Origin of the sequence: Streptomyces sp. NPDC050546, assembly GCF_044457425.1 — a bacterium.
Classification (GTDB): Bacteria; Actinomycetota; Actinomycetes; order Streptomycetales; family Streptomycetaceae; genus Streptomyces.
This window is the reverse complement of record NZ_JBITGX010000023.1, coordinates 115,260-134,534: the sequence shown is the minus strand read 5'-3', so window position 1 is coordinate 134,534 and position 19,275 is coordinate 115,260. Positions and strand designations below refer to the sequence as shown.

At 69.7% G+C, this 19,275-nt stretch carries 16 protein-coding genes; 6 read left to right on the top strand and 10 right to left on the bottom strand.

The genetic code is table 11. From position 1 onward, the window contains the following. Nucleotides 1-112 precede the first annotated feature (112 nt). Nucleotides 113-1,312, top strand: a complete 1,200-nt coding sequence (locus ACIBK5_RS39250; protein ID WP_399027559.1) for a pyridoxal phosphate-dependent aminotransferase — start codon at nt 113-115, stop codon at nt 1,310-1,312. A 104-nt stretch (nt 1,313-1,416) separates the two neighbouring features. Here ACIBK5_RS39250 and ACIBK5_RS39245 read toward each other — a convergent pair whose 3' ends face one another. Further along, the gene (locus ACIBK5_RS39245; protein WP_031142427.1) at nt 1,417-1,944 is read right to left on the bottom strand and encodes a YbjN domain-containing protein; all 528 of its coding nucleotides are present in this window, start codon (nt 1,942-1,944) and stop codon (nt 1,417-1,419) included. 149 nt (nt 1,945-2,093) lie between these two features. Between ACIBK5_RS39245 and ACIBK5_RS39240 the strand changes: the two genes are divergently transcribed. Next, nucleotides 2,094-2,603, top strand: coding sequence for a hypothetical protein (locus tag ACIBK5_RS39240; protein ID WP_399027556.1), 510 nt, complete (start codon nt 2,094-2,096; stop codon nt 2,601-2,603). A 19-nt stretch (nt 2,604-2,622) separates the two neighbouring features. Here ACIBK5_RS39240 and clpB read toward each other — a convergent pair whose 3' ends face one another. Continuing rightward, nucleotides 2,623-5,220, bottom strand: coding sequence for an ATP-dependent chaperone ClpB (clpB, locus tag ACIBK5_RS39235; RefSeq protein WP_399027554.1), 2,598 nt, complete (start codon nt 5,218-5,220; stop codon nt 2,623-2,625). Between the two features lie 136 nt (nt 5,221-5,356). Here clpB and ACIBK5_RS39230 point away from each other — a divergent pair, with 136 nt between their 5' ends. After that, a complete protein-coding gene (locus tag ACIBK5_RS39230; protein WP_399027553.1) occupies nt 5,357-5,773 on the top strand; it encodes a pyridoxamine 5'-phosphate oxidase family protein in 417 nt (138 codons plus the stop codon). 178 nt (nt 5,774-5,951) lie between these two features. Here the strand turns inward: ACIBK5_RS39230 and ACIBK5_RS39225 are convergent, their stop codons facing one another. Beyond that, nucleotides 5,952-6,287 carry a hypothetical protein gene (locus ACIBK5_RS39225; protein ID WP_184594372.1) on the bottom strand — a complete coding sequence of 112 codons (336 nt, stop codon included), beginning with the start codon at nt 6,285-6,287 and terminating at the stop codon, nt 5,952-5,954. Between the two features lie 304 nt (nt 6,288-6,591). On the opposite strand from ACIBK5_RS39225, the gene ACIBK5_RS39220 reads away from it, so the two are divergent. Both ACIBK5_RS39220 and ACIBK5_RS39215 read left to right on the top strand, forming a co-directional pair. Next, complete coding sequence (locus ACIBK5_RS39220) at nt 6,592-7,602, top strand: helix-turn-helix transcriptional regulator (RefSeq protein ID WP_399027550.1); 1,011 nt, start codon at nt 6,592-6,594, stop codon at nt 7,600-7,602. Nucleotides 7,603-7,619: 17 nt separating this feature from the next. Then, nucleotides 7,620-8,609, top strand: a complete 990-nt coding sequence (locus ACIBK5_RS39215) for a LuxR C-terminal-related transcriptional regulator (RefSeq protein ID WP_399027548.1) — start codon at nt 7,620-7,622, stop codon at nt 8,607-8,609. Here ACIBK5_RS39215 and ACIBK5_RS39210 read toward each other — a convergent pair. From ACIBK5_RS39210 to ACIBK5_RS39180, 7 genes are all read right to left on the bottom strand, one after another. Beyond that, entirely contained in the window at nt 8,572-9,609 is a 1,038-nt protein-coding gene (locus ACIBK5_RS39210) for a LuxR C-terminal-related transcriptional regulator (RefSeq protein ID WP_399027546.1), read from the bottom strand. The genes ACIBK5_RS39215 and ACIBK5_RS39210 overlap by 38 nt on opposite strands. A gap of 283 nt (nt 9,610-9,892) precedes the next feature. Further along, nucleotides 9,893-11,002: a substrate-binding domain-containing protein gene (locus ACIBK5_RS39205; protein ID WP_399027544.1), complete on the bottom strand. Its 1,110-nt coding sequence runs from the start codon at nt 11,000-11,002 to the stop codon at nt 9,893-9,895. Between the two features lie 277 nt (nt 11,003-11,279). Further along, entirely contained in the window at nt 11,280-11,729 is a 450-nt protein-coding gene (locus ACIBK5_RS39200) for a heat shock protein transcriptional repressor HspR (protein ID WP_399027542.1), read from the bottom strand. 5 nt (nt 11,730-11,734) lie between these two features. Continuing rightward, nucleotides 11,735-12,922, bottom strand: coding sequence for a molecular chaperone DnaJ (gene dnaJ / locus ACIBK5_RS39195; protein ID WP_399027541.1), 1,188 nt, complete (start codon nt 12,920-12,922; stop codon nt 11,735-11,737). Nucleotides 12,923-12,958: 36 nt separating this feature from the next. Next, the gene (grpE, locus tag ACIBK5_RS39190; RefSeq protein WP_189725661.1) at nt 12,959-13,612 is read right to left on the bottom strand and encodes a nucleotide exchange factor GrpE; all 654 of its coding nucleotides are present in this window, start codon (nt 13,610-13,612) and stop codon (nt 12,959-12,961) included. Continuing rightward, on the bottom strand, nt 13,609-15,465 hold the full coding sequence (dnaK, locus tag ACIBK5_RS39185) for a molecular chaperone DnaK (RefSeq protein WP_399027538.1): 1,857 nt from the start codon (nt 15,463-15,465) through the stop codon (nt 13,609-13,611). Before dnaK ends, grpE begins: the two co-directional genes overlap by 4 nt. A 94-nt stretch (nt 15,466-15,559) precedes the next feature. Continuing rightward, on the bottom strand, nt 15,560-16,597 hold the full coding sequence (locus ACIBK5_RS39180; RefSeq protein WP_399027537.1) for an MraY family glycosyltransferase: 1,038 nt from the start codon (nt 16,595-16,597) through the stop codon (nt 15,560-15,562). Between the two features lie 315 nt (nt 16,598-16,912). Between ACIBK5_RS39180 and ACIBK5_RS39175 the strand changes: the two genes are divergently transcribed. Beyond that, nucleotides 16,913-19,243 carry a (Fe-S)-binding protein gene (locus ACIBK5_RS39175; RefSeq protein WP_399027535.1) on the top strand — a complete coding sequence of 777 codons (2,331 nt, stop codon included), beginning with the start codon at nt 16,913-16,915 and terminating at the stop codon, nt 19,241-19,243. Nucleotides 19,244-19,275 lie beyond the last annotated feature (32 nt).

Here is a 19,275-nt window from a genome sequence, read left to right as displayed (position 1 = left end):
GATCACGACAGCCGTCGACAGCCCTCCCCCTGCTCAGCGAAGGTGTCTTGCATACCCGCGCAGGTGCTCATCCCCGAAGGTGAGTTGAGGAACTCCAGAGCTTCGGCGCAGGATGGCCGGCATGACCTCCAGTGCGCGTCCCCTCCTCAATCGCCGGCTCGCCGAGTTCGGGACGACGATCTTCGCCGAGATGTCCGCCATGGCCCTGAGCACCGGTGCCATCAACCTCGGACAGGGCTTCCCCGACACCGACGGCCCCGAGGAGGTCAGGGAGGCCGCCGTACGGGCGCTGCGGGACGGCCGCGGCAATCAGTACCCGCCGGGCCCCGGTGTCCCCGAGCTGCGCACCGCGGTCGCCTCCCATCAGCTGCGGCGCTACGGCCTGTCCCACGACCCCGACACGGAGGTCCTGGTCACCGCCGGGGCCACGGAGGCCATCGCGGCCTCGCTGCTGGCCCTGGTGGAGCCCGGCGACGAGGTGATCGCCCTGGAGCCGTACTACGACTCGTACGCGGCGTGCATCGCGATGGCGGGCGGGCGCCGGGTGCCGGTCACCCTCCGCGCCCACGAGGACGAGGGCCGCTTCCGCCTCGACCTGGACGAGCTGCGCGACGCCGTCACCGACCGCACCCGGCTGCTGCTGATCAACACTCCGCACAACCCGACCGGCACGGTCCTCACCCGCGAGGAGCTGGCCGCGATCGCCGAGCTGGCCGTGGAGCGCGATCTGCTCGTGGTGACCGACGAGGTGTACGAGCACCTGGTCTTCGACGAGGCCGAGCACGTGCCGCTGGCGACGTTCCCGGGGATGCGCGAGCGCACGGTGACGATCGGTTCGGCCGGCAAGACGTACTCCTTCACCGGCTGGAAAGTCGGCTGGGTGACGGCGGCCCCGGAGCTGGTCACAGCGGTGCGCTCGGCGAAGCAGTACCTGACGTACGTCTCGGCGGGCCCGTTCCAGTACGCGGTCGCCGAGGCGCTGGCGCTGCCCGAGTCGTACTTCACGGCGTTCCGGGACGACATGCTGCTCAAGCGGAACCTGCTGGCGGTGGGCCTTGAGGAGGCCGGGTTCCGGGTGTTCCGCCCCTCGGGGACCTACTTCGTCACCACCGACATCCGCCCCCTCGGCGAGAGCGACGGCTTCGCCTTCTGCCGCGCCCTGCCGGAACGGGCCGGTGTCGTCGCCATCCCCAACGCGGTCTTCTACGACCACCGCGAGGAGGGCGCCCCGTTCGTGCGGTTCGCGTTCTGCAAGCGGACGGGGGTGCTGGAGGAGGCCGTACGACGGCTGAAGGGCGTCAGCGGCGGCTGAGGGGGGCGGCCAGTCGCGGACGGGCCCCGGAAAGGCATACGGCGCGTACAGCACGTACCTGCTCGTACGCGCCGACGCGCCGCTGGGGCGGGGCCTCGCCGGCCCTACTCTTCGTCTTCGGGCTTCTCCGCCTCGTTGATCTCCTCCTCGAGACCGAGCTGCTCGATGAGCCACTTGTCGAACTCGATCGCGGCGCGCACCCAGCTGACCGTCGAGGAGACGAAGTGCTCCAGGCTGACACCCATGCCGATCAGCATCTGGGCCTCGCCGATCAGGCGGACCGTGCCGTCGTCGTGGGTGTGGCTGTAGACCTTGGGCCACAGGGTGCGGCGGTTCCAGTCGTCGATCGACTCCAGGATCTGCGGCTTCGCCTCGATCTCGTGGGGCCGGTCGTAGAACGTCCGCACGGAGAAGACCTGCTGGTCTCCCTCACCCCGGAACATGAAGTAGGTGCGGAACTGCTCCCACGGCGCCGCGAGGTCTCCCTCGTCGTCGACGACGTACTTGAGCTCCATCTGGTCGAGGAGCTGCTTCACGAGGTCCTGATCCGGGACGACGGGGCCGGCCGGGCCGCCGGGCTGCGGCTCGGGCTGGCCCCCGAAGTTCGGAATCGAGGACGGGTCGATGGTCACCGTGAATTTCCCTTCGTACGGATTCCAACATCCTCCCCCATGCGGGGAGGGGGGTGGCAAGCCCCGACAGACCCTGTCAGCCCTCGGCTGACACGATCCGGTCAAGCGCAACCTCCGGGTACCCGAACCCGTCCTCCTCACCGGCGGACATGGAGGGGGCGATCACCGTGGTGGCAGCGGGCAACGGGCCGGAAAAGGGCAGGGGGCGCACCCGGTGGGGGCTGGTCCTGGCGATCCTGGCCCTGCCCGTGCTCGTCCTCGGGTTCCTGATCGTCGGCATGTTCATGTGGGTGCTGTCGGACGAGGACGACCCGCGCGCTGGCGACCCGGCGAAGGTGCCCTGCGCCGAGGCCCTGGCCTTCGGCGGCGCCGAGCGCCCCGCGGACGTCCAGCCCGAGCGCTGCACCGTGCAGCACGGCATCGACACCGCGTACTCGGCGGTGCTGCGGATGCCGCGCGAGGACGTACGCGCCTGGCTGCGGGAGACGTATCCGAACGCGCCGGAGCTCCGCACGGGCGACCCCTGTGGCGCCCTGTGTCTCGACGTGAGCCACGAGGACGGGCTGCCCGCCTCGGCCGAGGCACACGTGGTGCAGGTGCGGGTGGAGTACGAGAACGCCGAGACCGCGCTGGTGCGGTTCTCGGCGTTCACCATGTGACGTCGCCGGCCCGTCGGTCCTAGAGCGTCTTGCCCGTCGCCGGGCCCACGATCAGGCCCTCCTCGAAGCGGTCCACCCGGACCGTGTCGCCGTCCTTGATCTCGCCGGAGAGGATCTCCTTGGCGAGGCGGTCGCCGATGGCGGACTGGACGAGGCGGCGCAGCGGGCGGGCGCCGTACGCCGGGTCCATGCCCTCCTCGGCGAGCCAGGCCAGGGCCCCGGGCGTGATGTCCAGGGTGAGCCGCCGCTCGGCGAGGCGCTTGGCCAGGCGCTCCAGCTGGAGCTTCGCGATGCGCTCCAGCTCGGGCTTGGTCAGCGCGGCGAAGACGACCAGGTCGTCCAGCCGGTTGAGGAACTCCGGCTTGAAGGAGGTGCGCACCACCTCCAGCACCTGCTCCTTCTTCTCCTCGTCACTGGTGATCGGGTCGACCAGGAACTGGCTGCCCAGGTTCGACGTCAGCACGAGGATCGTGTTGCGGAAGTCGACCGTGCGGCCCTGGCCGTCGGTGAGCCGGCCGTCGTCCAGGACCTGGAGCAGGATGTCGAAGACCTCGGGGTGGGCCTTCTCCACCTCGTCCAGCAGGATCACGGAGTACGGGCGGCGGCGCACCGACTCGGTGAGCTGGCCGCCCTCCTCGTAGCCGACGTATCCGGGCGGGGCGCCGACCAGCCGGGCCACGCTGTGCTTCTCGCTGTACTCCGACATGTCGATACGGACCATCGCCCGCTCGTCGTCGAAGAGGAAGTCGGCGAGGGCCTTGGCCAGTTCGGTCTTGCCCACGCCCGTCGGGCCCAGGAAGAGGAAGGAGCCGGTGGGCCGGTCGGGGTCGGCGATGCCCGCGCGGGAGCGCCGTACGGCGTCGGACACCGCGCGCACGGCCTCGGTCTGGCCGATGAGGCGCTTGCCGAGCTCGTCCTCCATGCGCAGCAGCTTCTGCGTCTCGCCCTCCAGCAGACGCCCGGCCGGGATGCCGGTCCAGGAGGCGACGACGTCGGCGATGTCGTCGGAGCCGACCTCCTCCTTGACCATGGTGTCCTTCGCGACCTCTTCCTCGGCCTCGGAGGCGGCCTCCAGCTCCTTCTCCAGGGCCGGGATCTCGCCGTAGAGCAGCTTGGAGGCGGTGTCGAAGTCGCCGTCGCGCTGGGCGCGTTCGGCCTGGCCGCGCACCTCGTCGAGGCGTTCCTTCAGCTCACCGACGCGGTTGAGGGACTGCTTCTCCTTCTCCCAGCGGGCGGTGAGGCCGCGCAGCTCCTCCTCCTTGTCGGCGAGGTCGCGGCGCAGCTTCTCCAGGCGCTCGCGGGAGGCGGCGTCGGTCTCCTTGCCGATCGCCAGCTCCTCCATCTTCAACCGGTCGACGGCGCGCTGGAGTTCGTCGATCTCGACGGGGGACGAGTCGATCTCCATGCGCAGCCGCGAGGCGGCCTCGTCGACGAGGTCGATGGCCTTGTCGGGCAGGAAGCGGGAGGTGATGTACCGGTCGGAGAGCGACGCGGCGGCGACCAGCGCGCTGTCGGCGATCTGCACCTTGTGGTGGGCCTCGTAGCGGCCCTTCAGCCCGCGCAGGATCGCGATCGAGTCCTCGACGGTCGGCTCGGCGACCAGCACCTGCTGGAAGCGCCGCTCCAGGGCGGGATCCTTCTCGATCCGCTCGCGGTACTCGTCCAGGGTCGTGGCACCCACCATGCGCAGCTCACCGCGCGCCAGCATCGGCTTCAGCATGTTGCCGGCGTCCATGGCGGAGTCGCCGCCCGCTCCGGCCCCGACGACGGTGTGCAGCTCGTCGATGAAGGTGATGATCTGCCCGTCGGAGTCCTTGATCTCGGCCAGGACGGTCTTCAGCCGCTCCTCGAACTCGCCCCGGTACTTCGCCCCGGCGACCATCGCGCCCAGGTCGAGCGCGACCAGCCGCTTGTCCTTCAGCGACTCGGGCACATCGCCCTTCACGATCCGCTGGGCGAGCCCCTCGACGACGGCGGTCTTGCCGACGCCGGGCTCGCCGATCAGCACGGGGTTGTTCTTGGTCCGCCGGGACAGCACCTGCACGACCCGCCGGATCTCCTGGTCCCGCCCGATGACCGGGTCGAGCTTGCCTTCGCGGGCGGCGGCGGTGAAGTCGGTGCCGAACTTCTCCAGGGCCTTGTACTGGCCCTCGGGGTCGGCCGTGGTCACGCGTCGCTGTCCCCGCGTCTTCTGGAAGGCGGCCTGGAGCTTCTTGGCGTCGGCGCCCTGCTGGGCCAGCACCTCGCCGGCCGCGCCGCCCTTCGCGGCGATGCCGATGAGCAGGTGCTCGGTCGACAGGTACTCGTCGCCGAGCTCCTTGGCGCGGGCCTGCGCGTCGGCGACGACGGCGAGCATCTCGCGGTTGGGCTGGGGAGGCGCCACGGTGGAGCCGGTCACGCTGGGCAGCCCGGCGAGCACGCGCTCGGCCCCGGCGCGGACGGCCGCCTGGTCGGTGTCGACCGCGGCGAGCAGATCGGTGATGTTCTCGTTGTCCTGCCCCTGGAGCAGCGAAAGCAGCAGATGGGCGGGGGTGAGGTCGGGGTGCCCCTCGGTCACGGCCCGGTTGCTGGCCGCGTTGATCGCGTCCCGGCTCCTGTTGGTCAGCTCGGCGTCCACGTTCGCGTTCTCCTCCTCCTTGCACTGACCCGATCAGCGCACCGACTCACTGCGCTGACTCCATCAGCGTACATAAAGTTGAGTCTATTCCACTCAAGGCCGGATCCGGGAGTACGCAAGGGTTAAGTTCCGGGTCATGGCCACCAAGTACTCCGTCGATCCGGGTGCCCCCGACCAGCCGTATCTCGCCTTCTGGCGGGAACGGCACGTCTGCACCCTGACAACCCCCCGCCCGGACGGCACTCCGCACGTCGTACCCGTCGGAGTCACATACGATCCCGAGGCCCGTCTGGCTCGGGTGATCGCGAACAAGGCGAGCGCCAAGGTGCGCCACGTACTGGCCGCCGGGGAGCGGGGGGCGGCCGTCGCCGTCTGCCAGCTGGAGGGCAAGCGGTGGGCGACGCTGGAGGGCCGGGCCTTCGTCCACGGCGAGCCCGACCGGGTCGCGGAGGCGGAACGCCGCTACGCGGAGCGCTACGGCCGTACCCCGTCACCCAACCCGGCGCGTGTGGTCATCGAGATCGAGCTGACGCGAGCGATGGGGCGCGGGTGAGCGAGGTTGAGCGGAGTGAAAATCCACACCGGTGATCGACTGCTTCCGGCCACCGCGTGATCAGGCCGATTCCAGGAAATGTCCCCCAAAAACTGCAGCGGCGTCACCGTGTTCAGGTCACGGTGACGCCGCTGCGGGGGGAAGCACCTGAGCGATCTGTTACGACGGGGGAATCGCGTCAGGCACTGCGGGGGGTGGCAGAGATGGTCCTCGGGGCAGGGGATTCGGCGTCCACCTGCTCGTGGTCCCTTTGGTCCAGGTTCACAAAGATCATTCCGTACCGTACGGCACATCGCACGGGCTGTGGCGCCCCCCGAGGCCGCCGCAGACACCGGTAGGCCCGCACGTCCTCGTCCTCGTCCCGCGTGACGACCACCGGCTCGCCGAAAACGGTCACCATCAACGAGTCACCACTGTGGGGGATGGCGGTGACCAGGTCGATGAAGTGCCAGCCGGAGCGGTAGGCGGTGGCCATTTCACGACGGAAGGAGCGGTCGTCGGGTGGAGTGGTCACGGTCAGCTCCCGGCTCCATCGGCCCCAGGGCTCGGCCACTGGGTGTTGTCAGCGGCTGCAGCATTGTTCACGCCCACCGCCGGCCACTGCGTGTTCGCCCGAATCCCGTCCTTCGCATCGGAGAAGCCGCTCAGCGCACCGAGGGCCACAACGGCGGAGAAGGTGGCGACAAGCACCGAGCGAAGCATTTTGTTACGCATAGTCGGCTTCGTCCTCACTTGAAGGTCCCCTTTTCCCCCGTCGAGTACGACGATGGCTCATTCAGGCACGTCATGGCCACACAATCAGTGCATCATGTTCCTGCATGTTCAGGACCCTGGGGGGTGGAGATTTGAGCACTAATCGGACTAAGGGTGCACATCCCCACCCAATTACCGAGCTCTGCGAAGAGGGAAGCCGTCTCTATACCACAGCTCTGCGCGCCGGTCGGGTCGCGCGGGCTGACACGGAGTCCGCTCCCTGCCTGGTCGAACTCGCCCTGCTGCACCCCGATCCCGACGATCCGACCTGGCTGCGCCCGGTGCCGCCGACGGTCGCGCTGGCACAGCGTCTGCACCCCCTCGAGCGGGAGATCACCGAGCGCCGGCGTCTCTCCGTGGAACTAGCGGACACCTTCGAGCCGTTCATGGCGCTGGGCACGCAGGCGACGACGACCAGCGACTCCATCACGGTATTGGAGGGCGGTGAGCGCATCAACGCGGCGCTCAACCTGGCGACCTCCCAGTGCCAGACGGAACTGCTGACGGTGCAGCCCAGTGACCGGGTCTCCGAACGGAGCCTGCTGCGCAGCCTCGAGCGCGACAGGCCCCTGATCGAACGCGGCGTCAAAGTCCGGAGCCTCTACCAGCACACCGCCAGGTACAACCCGGAGAAGCTGTCCTACGTCGCCCAGCTCTCCGAGGGAAAGGTGGAGTACCGCACCATCGACGAGCTGGTCGAGCGGCTGATCATCTGCGACGGGACGGTCGCCTTCATCCCCGCGCGCGACGACCAGCAAGTGGCCCTGGAACTGCGCCATCCCGGACTGGTCCGCTACCTGATCAAGGTGTTCGAGTACCTGTGGGACCGCGCGGTCCCGATGAGCACCGGCACCCCCTACGAAGCGGCCGGCGGCGGCATCACGGACATCCAGTACTCCATAGCCAAGCTGCTGGTCGAGGGCCACGTCGACGAGGCCATCGCCCGCCGCCTGGGCATGAACGTACGCACCTGCCGCGCTCACATAGCCAAGCTGGCCTCGGCCCTGGGCAGCGGCAGCCGGGCCCAACTCGGGTACCTCATCGCGCAGTCGGGGATCCTGCAGCAGGATCACTGAGAAGGAGGAAGCCCCGAGTGACCTCGGCGCCGCACCCCACGCACGACGCCGCAGAACTGTGCCCCGCCGGAAGGGCGCTGTACGAACGGGCCCTGCACGAGGGGCACGTCCCCGCCGAAACGGCCCGCGCCGCGCCCTGCCTGCTGGACTTCGGCCTGCTGCACCCCGCCGTCGACGACCTCCGCCGGCTGGAGCCCGTGGTGCCGGCCGTCGCCCTGCGGCGTCTGCTGCGGATCTCCGGGGACCGCATCGCGAGCGAACGGCGACGCGAGGAACGGCTGGCCGAGACCTTCGGGCCGCTCATGGCCGCCCAAGGGCACGACCCGGTCTCGGGCGGCACCCCGACGCTGACGCTCCTCAGCGGAAAGGAGCGGATCAACAAGGCCATCACCGAGGCCATGGCGGACGCGTCCCGGGAACTGCTCACCGTCCAGCCCCGCGCCCGGTTCACCAGGGAACGGGTCGAGGCGGCCTATGCCGTCGCCACCCGCCGCGACCAGGCGCTGCTGGACCGCGGCGGCCGCATCCGCACCCTGTACCAGCAGACCCTCCGCCACTCCCCCGTCACCGTCGCGCACCACGAACGGCTGAGGGGCGACATCGAGGCGCGGGCGCTGGACGAGGTCACCGACCGGCTCATCGTCGTCGACCGGGCGGTCGCCTTCCTCCCCGCCGACGGCGACGGCGGCCTGGCGCTGGAGATCCGCCACCCGGCCATCGTCGGCTATCTGGCCACCGCCTTCGACCGCCTCTGGCGCCTCGCCACCCCGGTGTTCCCGGACGCCGCCCCCCAGCCCTCACTCGACGGCGTCACCGCCCGCCAGCGCGCCATCGCCGCCCTCCTCGTCGAGGGCCACACCGACGCCGTCATAGCCGACCGGCTGGGCATGAACGTCCGTACCGCCCGTGTCCACATCGCCAAGCTCGCGGCGACGCTGGGCAGTCAGAGCCGGGCGCAGCTCGGGTTTCTCATCGGGCGCTCGGGGATTCTTGACCGGGAACCCTGAGGGACGCGGCGGAGCGGGGTGGGCCGTCCAGGCCCGCCTGGGCGATGCGCACCCCGAGCTGGGTACGGCTCGCCGCCCCCAGCGTCTCCGAGAGCCGCGCGATATGGGCCCGGCACGTCCGGACGCTTATCCCCAGGCGTTCCGCGATCACCGCGTCCTGGTGGCCCTCCGCCAGCAGGGCCGCGATGGACTGCTCCCGGTGGGAGATGCCCTCGATGCCGGTCTCGGGGAGCGGGGCGGTCAGCGGGGTGGCCAGGCGCCACAGCCGCTCGAACACCGTGACCAGGTACTCGATGAGCGCCGGGTGCCGTAGCTCCAGGGCCATCGTGCGGTCGGTGTTGGCGGGGACGAAGGCCACCGTCCGGTCGAAGAGGATCAGCCGGTCGATCACCTCGTCCAGCGTGCGGGCCTCCACCGCGTCACCCATCAGCTCCAGATACGTGAGCAGCCCCTGCCCGTGCCGGGCGACGTGCGTGTACAGGTCGCGCATCCGCACCCCGCGGCCGCGCAGCGCCATCGCCCGGTGCAGGCCCTCGGAGAGTTCCGCCTCGCGCCGGATGCCACCGGGCTGGACCGTGAGCACCTCGGTCGTGCAGGCCTGGGTCGCCTCGTCCATCGCGGCCTGGATCCGGGCGAGCCCGTCCAGCACCCGGATCGCCGAGCCCTCGCCCGCCGGCGGGGCGGGCCGTACCCGGCGGCCCAGCCCGGCGTACCACTCGACGGCGTCCACGGCCGAACCCACCCGCCGCTGACTGGCGCTCACCTCGTCGTACATCCCGCGCAGCAGCCGGGTCATGACCTCCTGCGGGGAGGTCGGCACCAGCCAGTCCATGTCGTCGGGGTCCGGGTGCAGCAGGGCGAGTTCCAGGAGACAGGGCACCGGTTCGGCATCCCCGCGCGGCACGCGGCCCCGCCGTACGGCCCGGGAATACACGCGATCCCCGGCCTCGCACAGTCGGTCGGCACCGTGTGGATGCTCCTCCGCGCCGTGCCTGGCCATCGCCCATCCCACCCCCGGTTCGCCGACTACCGCAGCGCAACTATGCGCGGACCGGACCTGCTCCGCAACACGGCTTCCCGCGCCGCGACCACCGGAAAGCACCGCTACGCACCGGTTTCGCCGAGCCTCAGCTCGTCACGTTGCAGCAAATGGCCAGGGGGTGACCGAAACCCGCCGGGGGGTGGCCGGACGGGACGGAATGAAGGCGGGACGGAATCCGGACGGGGGGAACCAAGGCGGGACGGAATGAGACGGGCCGCACCGGAGGCGGCCCGTCACATGGTCACTTCAGGCCGATCGCCCGGCAGGCCGCCTCGTACTTGCTCGTGCAGATGTCCGACAGCTTGTAGATGTCGTCCGCGACCACCGTGTCCTTGATGTTGCCCTTCGTCAGCGCGACCACCGGCACCAGCTGGGCCGGGATGCCCTTGTGGGTGGGGCTGTCGACCTTGTCGCGGGTGAGGGCGGCGAACTGGATGTCCCGGCCCTGGACCTTGGCCACGGCCATCTCCGCGGCGTTCTCGGCCTCCTGCGGGTACGACTTGTACACGCTCATGTACTGCTCGCCCGCGATGATCCGCTGCACCGCCTGGAGCTCCGCGTCCTGCCCGGTGATCGGCGGCAGGTCACTCACGCCCGCGGCCTCCAGCGCCTTGACGATGCCGCCGGCCATGCCGTCGTTGGCGGAGTAGACGGCGGCGATGTCGTCCTTGCCGATCGCCCGGATCGCCTCGGCCATGTTGGCCTCGGCGTTCTCCGGCTTCCAGTCCTTGGTGTCGAAGGACTGCGCGATCGTCACCTTGCCGTTCAGCTCGGACATCGCACCCGCCTTGAACTGCTTGGCGTTCGGGTCGGTCGACGAGCCGTTCATCATGACGATCTTGTCGGAGAGGCTCGCGTCCTCGCCGATGGCCTCCAGCAGGGTCCGCCCCTGGACCTCGCCGACCAGCTCGTTGTCGAAGGAGATGTACGCCTCGATCGGGCCCTCGGCCAGCCGGTCGTAGGCTATGACGGGGATGCCCGCCTCCTTGGCCTTCTTGACGCCGCTCGCGATGGCCTGCGAGTCGACCGCGTCCAGCAGGATCACGTCGACCCGGTCGTCGATCATCTTCTGCATCTGGCCCGCCTGCGTGTCGGCGTCCGCCTCGGCGTTGGCGTACTCGACGCGGCCCTTGTTGTTGGTGAGGGACTCGACCTTCGTCTTGATGATCGGGTAGTCGAAGTTCTCGTACCGGGTGTTCGCCTTCTCCGGGAGCAGCAGGCCCACGGTGATGTCGTTGCCCTTGGCCGGGCTCGCGTCGTCACTGCTCCCCGTCGCGTTGAGCCCGCCGCAGCCGGCGAGCGTGACGGACATCGCGGCCGCGGCCACGGATATGGAGATACGACGACGCATGTCGGGAGCTCACTTCACGTGTGATTCGGACGTGGGCACAGCTTTGTGGCCCATGTGACTGAAAAGCCAACGCGGACGCGGCCCCCAGCGTCAAGCGGAACCACTTAACGAGATGACAACACCACGCTCCGCAAGCGTTGTGAAGACTCTGCGGAATCATCTCCAGGTTCCCTGCACGGGCCACCCATCGACGGGAGACCCAGCGAAACCGGCCCAAGGCACGCGAAAGGGGCCGGGAGTCGCCTCCCGGCCCCTTCCACAGACTGTGGACAGACAGTCAGTCCGACTGCTGCCGCTTCGGCCGCCACACCACCAGCGCGCTGCTCTGCTGGACCTCCTGGTACGGCACCAGGTCGCGGCGGTACGACGCGTGCACCGCCGCCTCGCGCTGGCGCATCGCCGCCGCCGCGCCGTCGAGCGCGTTCTGCAGCTCGGCCGCCCGGGCCTGGAGCGCTGCGACCTGGTTCTCCAGTTCGATGATGCGCTTGATGCCGGCGAGGTTGATGCCCTCGTCCTGCGACAACTGCTGGACGGTGCGCAGCAGTTGGATGTCACGGGCCGAGTAGCGCCGGCCCCGGCCCGCGGTGCGGTCCGGAGACACCAGACCCAGGCGGTCGTACTGGCGCAGGGTCTGCGGGTGCAGGCCGGACAGCTGGGCCGCCACCGAGATGACGTAGACCGGGGTTTCCTCGGTCAGTTCATACGGATTGCGCCGACGACCGTCCATCTGACTCATGCTCCCTTCGCGGCCTGGAACAGATCCGCCCGCGGATCCTCACCCGTGGTCGCCTCGCGATACGCCTCGAGTGCGTCACGAGCCTTCCCCGTCAGGTCCGTCGGAACACTCACTTCGACAGTGACCAGAAGGTCCCCGCGGGTGCCGTCCTTGCGGACCGCGCCCTTGCCCCGGGCGCGCATGGTGCGGCCGTTGGGTGTGCCCGGCGGCAGCTTCAGCGTGACGGGCGGGCCGCCCAGCGTCGGCACCCGGACCTCACCGCCGAGGGCCGCCTCGGCGAAGGTCACCGGGACGGTGACGGTGAGGTTGTCGTCCTTGCGGCCGAACACCGGGTGGGAGTCGACGTGCACGACCACGTACAGGTCGCCCGCCGGGCCGCCCCGCTCGCCGGGCGCGCCCTTGCCGCGCAGCCGGATCCGCTGGCCGTCGCTGACGCCGGCGGGGATGCGCACCTGCATGGTCCGCGAGGACTTGGCCCGGCCGCTGCCCTTGCAGACCTCGCAGGCGTGCTCCGCGATCAGACCGCGGCCCTTGCAGTCCGGGCAGGGGTCGGTGAGGGAGAACCCACCGCCGCTGCCCCGGGCGACCTGCCCGGTGCCGACGCAGGTCGGGCACACGCGCGGTGTGCCGTTCTTGTCGCCGGTGCCCGAACAGGCCTTGCAGGGTGACTGCGAGGACATGCGCAGCGGGACCGTCGCGCCCTCGATCGCCTCGGTGAAGCTGAGCGTGACCTCGGACTCGATGTCCTGGCCGCGCCGGGGGTGCGTACGCGTCCCCGGACCGCCCGCTCCGCCGCGGTTGAACAGGCCCCCGAAGACGTCACCGATCCCGCCGCCGAAGCCGCCGGCTCCCTGCCCTTGGCCCTGGGCGCCGCCTCCGAAGAGGTCGCCCAGGTCGAAGTTGAAGGACCCGCCGCTCCCGCCGGGCCCCGGCCGGAAGCCGCCGTTGCCGAAGAGGGCGCGTGCCTCGTCGTACTCCTTGCGCTTCTTGGGGTCGCCGAGAATGTCGTTGGCCTCGGAGATCTCCTTGAAGCGCTCCTCAGCTTTGACGTTTCCCTTGTTGGCGTCCGGGTGGTTCTCGCGGGCGAGCTTCCGGTACGCCTTCTTGATCTCGGCCTCGGTGGCGTCCTTGGGGACGCCGAGGACCTTGTAGTAGTCCTTCTCGATGAAGTCCTTGGTGCTCATCCTCGACGCCCCTCCTTCCTGTCGTCCGTTATGACGTCAGCCCTCGTCCGGGCCACCGCTCTCCTTGTCGTCGGCGTCGGCGGACTCGTCCGCCTTGACCGTCTGTGCCCCCGGCTGGGGTTCGGCCACCGCCACCCGCGCGGGGCGGATGGTGCGCTCGCCGATCCGGTACCCGGGCTGCAGAATCGCCACGCACGTCGTCTCGGTGACGTCCGGTGCGTAGCTGTGCATCAGGGCTTCGTGGATCGTCGGGTCGAAGGGCTCGCCCTCCTTGCCGAACTGCTGCAGGCCCATCTTGGCCGCGGTGCTCTCCAGCGACTCGGCGACGGACTTGAAGCCGCCGACCAGTTCGCCGTGTTCGCGGGCGCGGCCGATGTCGTCGAGCACGGGCAGGAGCTCGGTCAGGAGGTTCGCGATGGCGATCTCCTTGACCGCGATCCGGTCGCGCTCGACCCGGCGGCGGTAGTTCTGGAACTCGGCCTGGAGGCGCTGGAGGTCGCCCGTGCGCTCGTTGAGCGCCGTGCGGGCCTGGTCCAGCTGGGCCACCAGGGCCACGTCCTGTCCCGTGTCCCCGGCCGGGGCCGCCCCCTCCTCGGAGGAGGAGGCGGCCTTCGGCTCGGCGTCATCGGAGGTGGCGCCGGAAGGGACGTCGGGCTGCTGCTCGTCGAAGCCCGGGGTCTCCTCCGTCACGCGGCACCGTCCTTCCGGTCCTCGTCGACGATCTCGGCGTCGACGACGTCGTCGTCTGCCTTGGCGTCACCGGCACCGGCCGCGCCGGCTCCGGCGGAGGCGCCGTCGGCCTGCGCGGCGTTCGCGTCGGCGTACATGGCCGAGCCGAGCTTCTGCGAGACGGCCGCGACCTTCTCGGTGGCGGTGCGGATCTCGGCCGAGTCCTCGCCCTTGAGCTTCTCCTTCAGCTCGGTGACGGCTTCCTCGACCTCGGTCTTGATCTCGCCCGGGACCTTGTCCTCGTTGTCCTTGAGGAACTTCTCGGTCTGGTAGACGAGCTGCTCGCCCTGGTTGCGGGACTCGGCGGCCTCGCGGCGCTTGTGGTCCTCCTCCGCGTACTGCTCGGCCTCCTGGCGCATGCGGTCGACCTCGTCCTTCGGCAGCGAGGAGCCGCCGGTGACGGTCATCTTCTGCTCCTTGCCGGTGCCGAGGTCCTTCGCCGTGACGTGCATGATGCCGTTGGCGTCGATGTCGAAGGACACCTCGATCTGCGGGACACCGCGGGGCGCCGGGGGCAGACCGGTCAGCTCGAACATCCCGAGCTTCTTGTTGTACGCCGCGATCTCGCGCTCGCCCTGGTAGACCTGGATCTGCACGGAGGGCTGGTTGTCCTCGGCGGTGGTGAAGATCTCGGACCGCTTGGTCGGGATCGTCGTGTTCCGCTCGATGAGCTTGGTCATGATGCCGCCCTTGGTCTCGATACCGAGGGACAGCGGGGTGACGTCGAGGAGCAGGACGTCCTTGACCTCGCCCTTGAGGACACCGGCCTGCAGGGCGGCGCCGATGGCGACGACCTCGTCCGGGTTGACGCCCTTGTTGGCGTCCTTGCCACCGGTCAGGTCCTTGACCAGCTCGGCGACCGCGGGCATACGCGTGGAGCCACCGACGAGAACGACGTGGTCGATCTCGGAGAGGTTGATCCCGGCGTCCTTGATGACGTTGTGGAACGGCGTCTTGCAGCGCTCCAGCAGGTCCGCGGTCAGCTGCTGGAACTGGGCGCGGGTGAGCTTCTCGTCGAGGTGCAGGGGGCCCTCGGCGGAGGCGGTGATGTAGGGCAGGTTGATCGAGGTCTCGGTGGACGAGGACAGCTCGATCTTCGCCTTCTCGGCGGCCTCGCGCAGACGCTGCAGGGCCATCTTGTCCTTGCCCAGGTCCACGCCGTGGCCGGACTGGAACTGCTGGACCAGGTAGTCGACGATGCGCTGGTCCCAGTCGTCACCACCGAGGTGGTTGTCACCGTTGGTGGCCTTCACCTCGACGACGCCGTCGCCGATCTCCAGCAGCGAGACGTCGAACGTACCGCCACCGAGGTCGAAGACCAGGATGGTCTGGTCGTCCTTGTCGAGGCCGTACGCCAGAGCGGCCGCGGTGGGCTCGTTGACGATGCGCAGGACGTTGAGGCCCGCGATCTCGCCGGCCTCCTTGGTGGCCTGGCGCTCGGAGTCGTTGAAGTACGCCGGGACGGTGATGACCGCGTCGGTCACCTTCTCGCCCAGGTAGGACTCGGCGTCCCGCTTCAGCTTCTGGAGCACGAAGGCGCTGATCTGCTGCGGGTTGAAGGGCTTCCCGTCGAGCTCGATCTTCCAGTCCGTGCCCATGTGGCGCTTGACGGAGCGGATGGTCCGGTCCACGTTCGTGACCGCCTGGCGCTTGGCCACCTCTCCGACGAGCACTTCACCGTTCTTGGCGAAGGCGACGACGGACGGCGTGGTCCTGGCGCCCTCGGCGTTGGTGATGACGGTGGGCTCGCCGCCCTCCAGAACGCTGACGACGGAGTTAGTCGTGCCCAGGTCGATGCCGACCGCACGTGCCATGGTTGATTCCTCCAGCTGACTTGAGTGGAACGGACTCAAGTGTGCACGACCGCCCCCGACCGGTCAACAGAGGTGAGTCGACCGGACTCAACTCTTATCCGTTCCTTACACGCAACGGGGCTCTGACCTGCGGCGACATCTCACGCCGCGGAGCCTTGGGCCCTCGGGAGGGGTACACCGAGACGCGTGACACAGCGAAAACGACGACGAGCGCCGCCCCCGCCACCCACCACAGCGCGTCGTCGCCGACCCAGCCGGCGTGCGCGAGTACCCCGACGGCCACCCCGGACAACGCCGCGGCACCCAGCAGCAGACTCGCCCCCGGCGCGGTCAGTCCGAGCCGCCGCAGCCGGTGCGCGAGATGGTCGGGACCGCCGCGCAGAACAGGCCGCCCGGCCAGCCGCCGCGACAGCAGCACCAGTCCGGCGTCGCCGCACACCAGGGCGGTCAGCGCGAACAGCACCCCCGCGCTCTCCCCGATCCCGGACCCGGCCCGCGCATAGACGGCCCCCAGGGCGATCACGAACCCCGCGGGCATGGCCCCGCACGCCCCGAGGCCGACCCGGGCCGGATGCCAGTTGTGCATGAGGAACCCGGTCAGCGCGGCGGCCAGCACGCTCATGAGTACGGCGATCCCGTCCATCACCTCGACCGCGGCGCAGACCCCCACCCCGAAGGCGGTCACGACCCCCACGGTCCCGGCGAGCCCGTCGGCGTGATCGACCCCCCGGAACCCGAGGGCCATCCCCGCGACCCACACGACGGCCAGCAGCCCGGTCCCCACCCCCGTCTCCCCGTACGGCACGACGCACGCCGCCGCCGCGGCCGTACCGGCGAAGAGCACCCGCCGCCGCAGCCGCCACACGTCGTCGACCAGCCCGAGCAGGGCCACCACGCCCCCGGCGACGAGCAGTTCGCGCACCTCGCCCCCGGTCGGCACGCCCTCCACCCAGCCGTAGCCGCACACCACCACCCCGGTGACCACCACGACGGCCACACCACCGGACAGCGGCACCTCACGCTGCCGCCGCCGGTCCACCAGCCGCGACCACCGGGCGGGCGCCCGGAGGAGGGCCGCGAGCAGGGCGGTGAGCAGAAGGGCGATGGCGGCGGCACTGATCCCGTAGAGCACGGATCCAAAATAGGGGTTATTGGGGTGATTAGACCGGAATAACACGATCATCCTGGGAGCCTCGGCCCGCCGCCTCCCACTCGGCCCGCCGCCGCCTCCCGCCCGACCGCCGCCTCCCGCTCGACGCGCCGCTCCGAGGCGCCGCCCCACTCAGGCAACCCTCAGCGACGCAGATCACCGCCGGGCTGGCTACAGTGCGACAGAGGATAGGGGTAGTCTCAAACGGACTGCATAAGTTACCGCTTAGTAATTTCGGGAACCCTGAAGACCAGCGGGTCTTCCCGACGAAACCCCTCGCAGGCCCGAGGAGCCCCCATGCAACTCGCCGCGATCATCGTGTCGCTGGTTCTGACCGTGGTCGGCGTCGCGCTGCTCGCACGCGCGATCGGCCAGTTCGTCCGGTACTTCAAGCTGGGCCAGCCGGTCCCGGCCGGTACCAGGACCGACAACCCCTACCAGCGCAGCGTGACCCTGGTGAAGGAGTTCCTCGGGCACACGCGCATGAACCGGTGGGGCATCGTCGGTGTCGCCCACTGGTTCGTCGCCGTCGGCTTCCTGACCCTCCCGCCGACCCTCGCCCAGGCCTTCGGCCAGCTCTTCAAGGCCGACTGGGTGCTGCCGGTCATCGGCACCTTCCTGCCGTTCGAGCTGTACATCGAGTTCATCGGCGTGATGACGATCCTGGGCATCGCGGTGCTCATCGCGATCCGCCTGCTGAACCTGCCCAGCCGCCCCGGCCGCAAGTCCCGCTTCGCCGGTTCCAAGGCCGGCCAGGCGTACTTCGTCGAGTACGTCATCCTCACCATCGGCCTGGCGATCTACGTGCTGCGGGGCCTGGAGGGCGCGCTCCACCACGTGGAGGGGTATGAGGCGTCGTACTTCGCGTCGTACCCGCTGGTGCTGGCCTTCAAGGGCCTGAGCGTGAGCGCGCTCCAGAACCTGGTCTACTTCGTCGCGATGATCAAGATCGGCACGTCGTTCGTGTGGATGATCGTCGTCTCGCTCAACACCAACATGGGTGTCGCCTGGCACCGCTTCCTCGCGTTCCCGAACATCTGGTTCAAGCGCGAGGCGAGCGGCGGCACGGCCCTCGGTGCCCTGCAGCCGATGACGTCCGGCGGCAAGCCGATCGACTTCACCGACCCCGGCGACGACGACGTCTTCGGCGTCTCCCAGGTCGAGCAGTACTCGTGGAAGGGCCTGCTGGACTTCTCCACCTGCACCGAGTGCGGCCGCTGCCAGTCGCAGTGCCCCGCCTGGAACACGGGCAAGCCCCTCTCCCCCAAGCTGCTGATCATGTCCCTGCGGGACCACGCGCACGCCAAGGCGCCGTACCTGCTGGCCGGCGGCGGCAAGACCATGGAGGGCGAGGAGAAGGCGTCCGAGGAGCAGCTCGCCGATGTGCCCGCCGCGGCGCTCGCGGAGGCCGAGCGCCCGCTGATCGGCACCGCCGAGGAGAACGGCGTCATCGACCCGGACGTCCTGTGGTCCTGCACCACCTGCGGCGCCTGTGTCGAGCAGTGCCCGGTGGACATCGAGCACGTCGACCACATCGTCGACATGCGCCGCTACCAGGTGATGATCGAGAGCTCGTTCCCGTCCGAGGCGGGCACGATGCTCAAGAACCTGGAGAAGAAGGGCAACCCCTGGGGCCTGGCGAAGAAGCAGCGCCTGGAGTGGCTGAAGGAGCTCGACTTCGAGGTCCCGGTCGTCGGCAAGGACATCGAGGACCTGTCCGAGGTCGAGTACCTGTACTGGGTCGGCTGCGCGGGCGCCCTCGAGGACCGCGCCAAGAAGACCACCAAGGCCTTCGCCGAGCTGCTGAACATGGCGGGCGTCAAGTTCGCCATCATGGGCGGCGACGAGAAGTGCACGGGTGACTCCGCCCGCCGCCTGGGCAACGAGCCGCTGTTCCAGGAACTCGGCATGGAGAACGTCATGTCCCTCAACGCCGCCTTCGGCGAGGAGATGGACGACGAGGGCAAGGTGACGCCCGAGTCGGCGAAGCCCAAGTCCGCGAAGAAGATCGTCGCGACCTGCCCGCACTGCCTCAACACGCTCGGCAACGAGTACCCGCAGCTCGGCGGCGACTACGAGGTCATCCACCACACCCAGCTGCTCCAGCACCTCGTCGACGAGGGCAAGCTGGTCCCGGTCACGCCGGTCGAGGGCATCATCACCTACCACGACCCGTGCTACCTGGGCCGCCACAACAAGATCTACACGCCCCCGCGCGAGATCATCGCCAGCGTCCCGGGCATCCGCAACGAGGAGATGCACCGCCACAAGGAGCGGGGCTTCTGCTGCGGCGCCGGTGGCGCCCGGATGTGGATGGAAGAGCGCATCGGCAAGCGCATCAACAACGAGCGCGTCGACGAGGCCCTGTCGGTCAACCCCGACATCGTCTCCACGGCCTGCCCGTTCTGCCTCGTCATGCTCACGGACTCGGTCAACGGCAAGAAGAACGACGGCAAGGCCAAGGAGTCCATCACCGTGGTGGACGTGGCCCAGCTCCTGCTGGACTCCGTCAAGACCCCGGTCCCGGCGGAGAGCGCCGACGGCGACGACGATGACGAGGACGGCGGCGAGCCGCCGGCGGGCACGTCGGACTCGGAGAACGCGCCGGAGCCGGAGCCGGTGAAGTAGCGCGTCGTCACGGCTGTCTCCGACGCCCCCTG

Coding starts and splice junctions, on each gene's coding strand:
- ACIBK5_RS39240 (WP_399027556.1), top strand. CDS start 2,094: ATGGAGGGGGCGATCACCGTGGTGGCAGCGGGCAACGGGCCGGAAAAG.
- ACIBK5_RS39175 (WP_399027535.1), top strand. CDS start 16,913: ATGCAACTCGCCGCGATCATCGTGTCGCTGGTTCTGACCGTGGTCGGC.
- dnaJ (WP_399027541.1), bottom strand. CDS start 12,922: ATGAGCACCAAGGACTTCATCGAGAAGGACTACTACAAGGTCCTCGGC.
- ACIBK5_RS39200 (WP_399027542.1), bottom strand. CDS start 11,729: ATGGACGGTCGTCGGCGCAATCCGTATGAACTGACCGAGGAAACCCCG.
- ACIBK5_RS39250 (WP_399027559.1), top strand. CDS start 113: ATGGCCGGCATGACCTCCAGTGCGCGTCCCCTCCTCAATCGCCGGCTC.
- ACIBK5_RS39230 (WP_399027553.1), top strand. CDS start 5,357: ATGGCCACCAAGTACTCCGTCGATCCGGGTGCCCCCGACCAGCCGTAT.
- ACIBK5_RS39210 (WP_399027546.1), bottom strand. CDS start 9,609: ATGGCCAGGCACGGCGCGGAGGAGCATCCACACGGTGCCGACCGACTG.
- ACIBK5_RS39205 (WP_399027544.1), bottom strand. CDS start 11,002: ATGCGTCGTCGTATCTCCATATCCGTGGCCGCGGCCGCGATGTCCGTC.
- dnaK (WP_399027538.1), bottom strand. CDS start 15,465: ATGGCACGTGCGGTCGGCATCGACCTGGGCACGACTAACTCCGTCGTC.
- ACIBK5_RS39220 (WP_399027550.1), top strand. CDS start 6,592: ATGTTCAGGACCCTGGGGGGTGGAGATTTGAGCACTAATCGGACTAAG.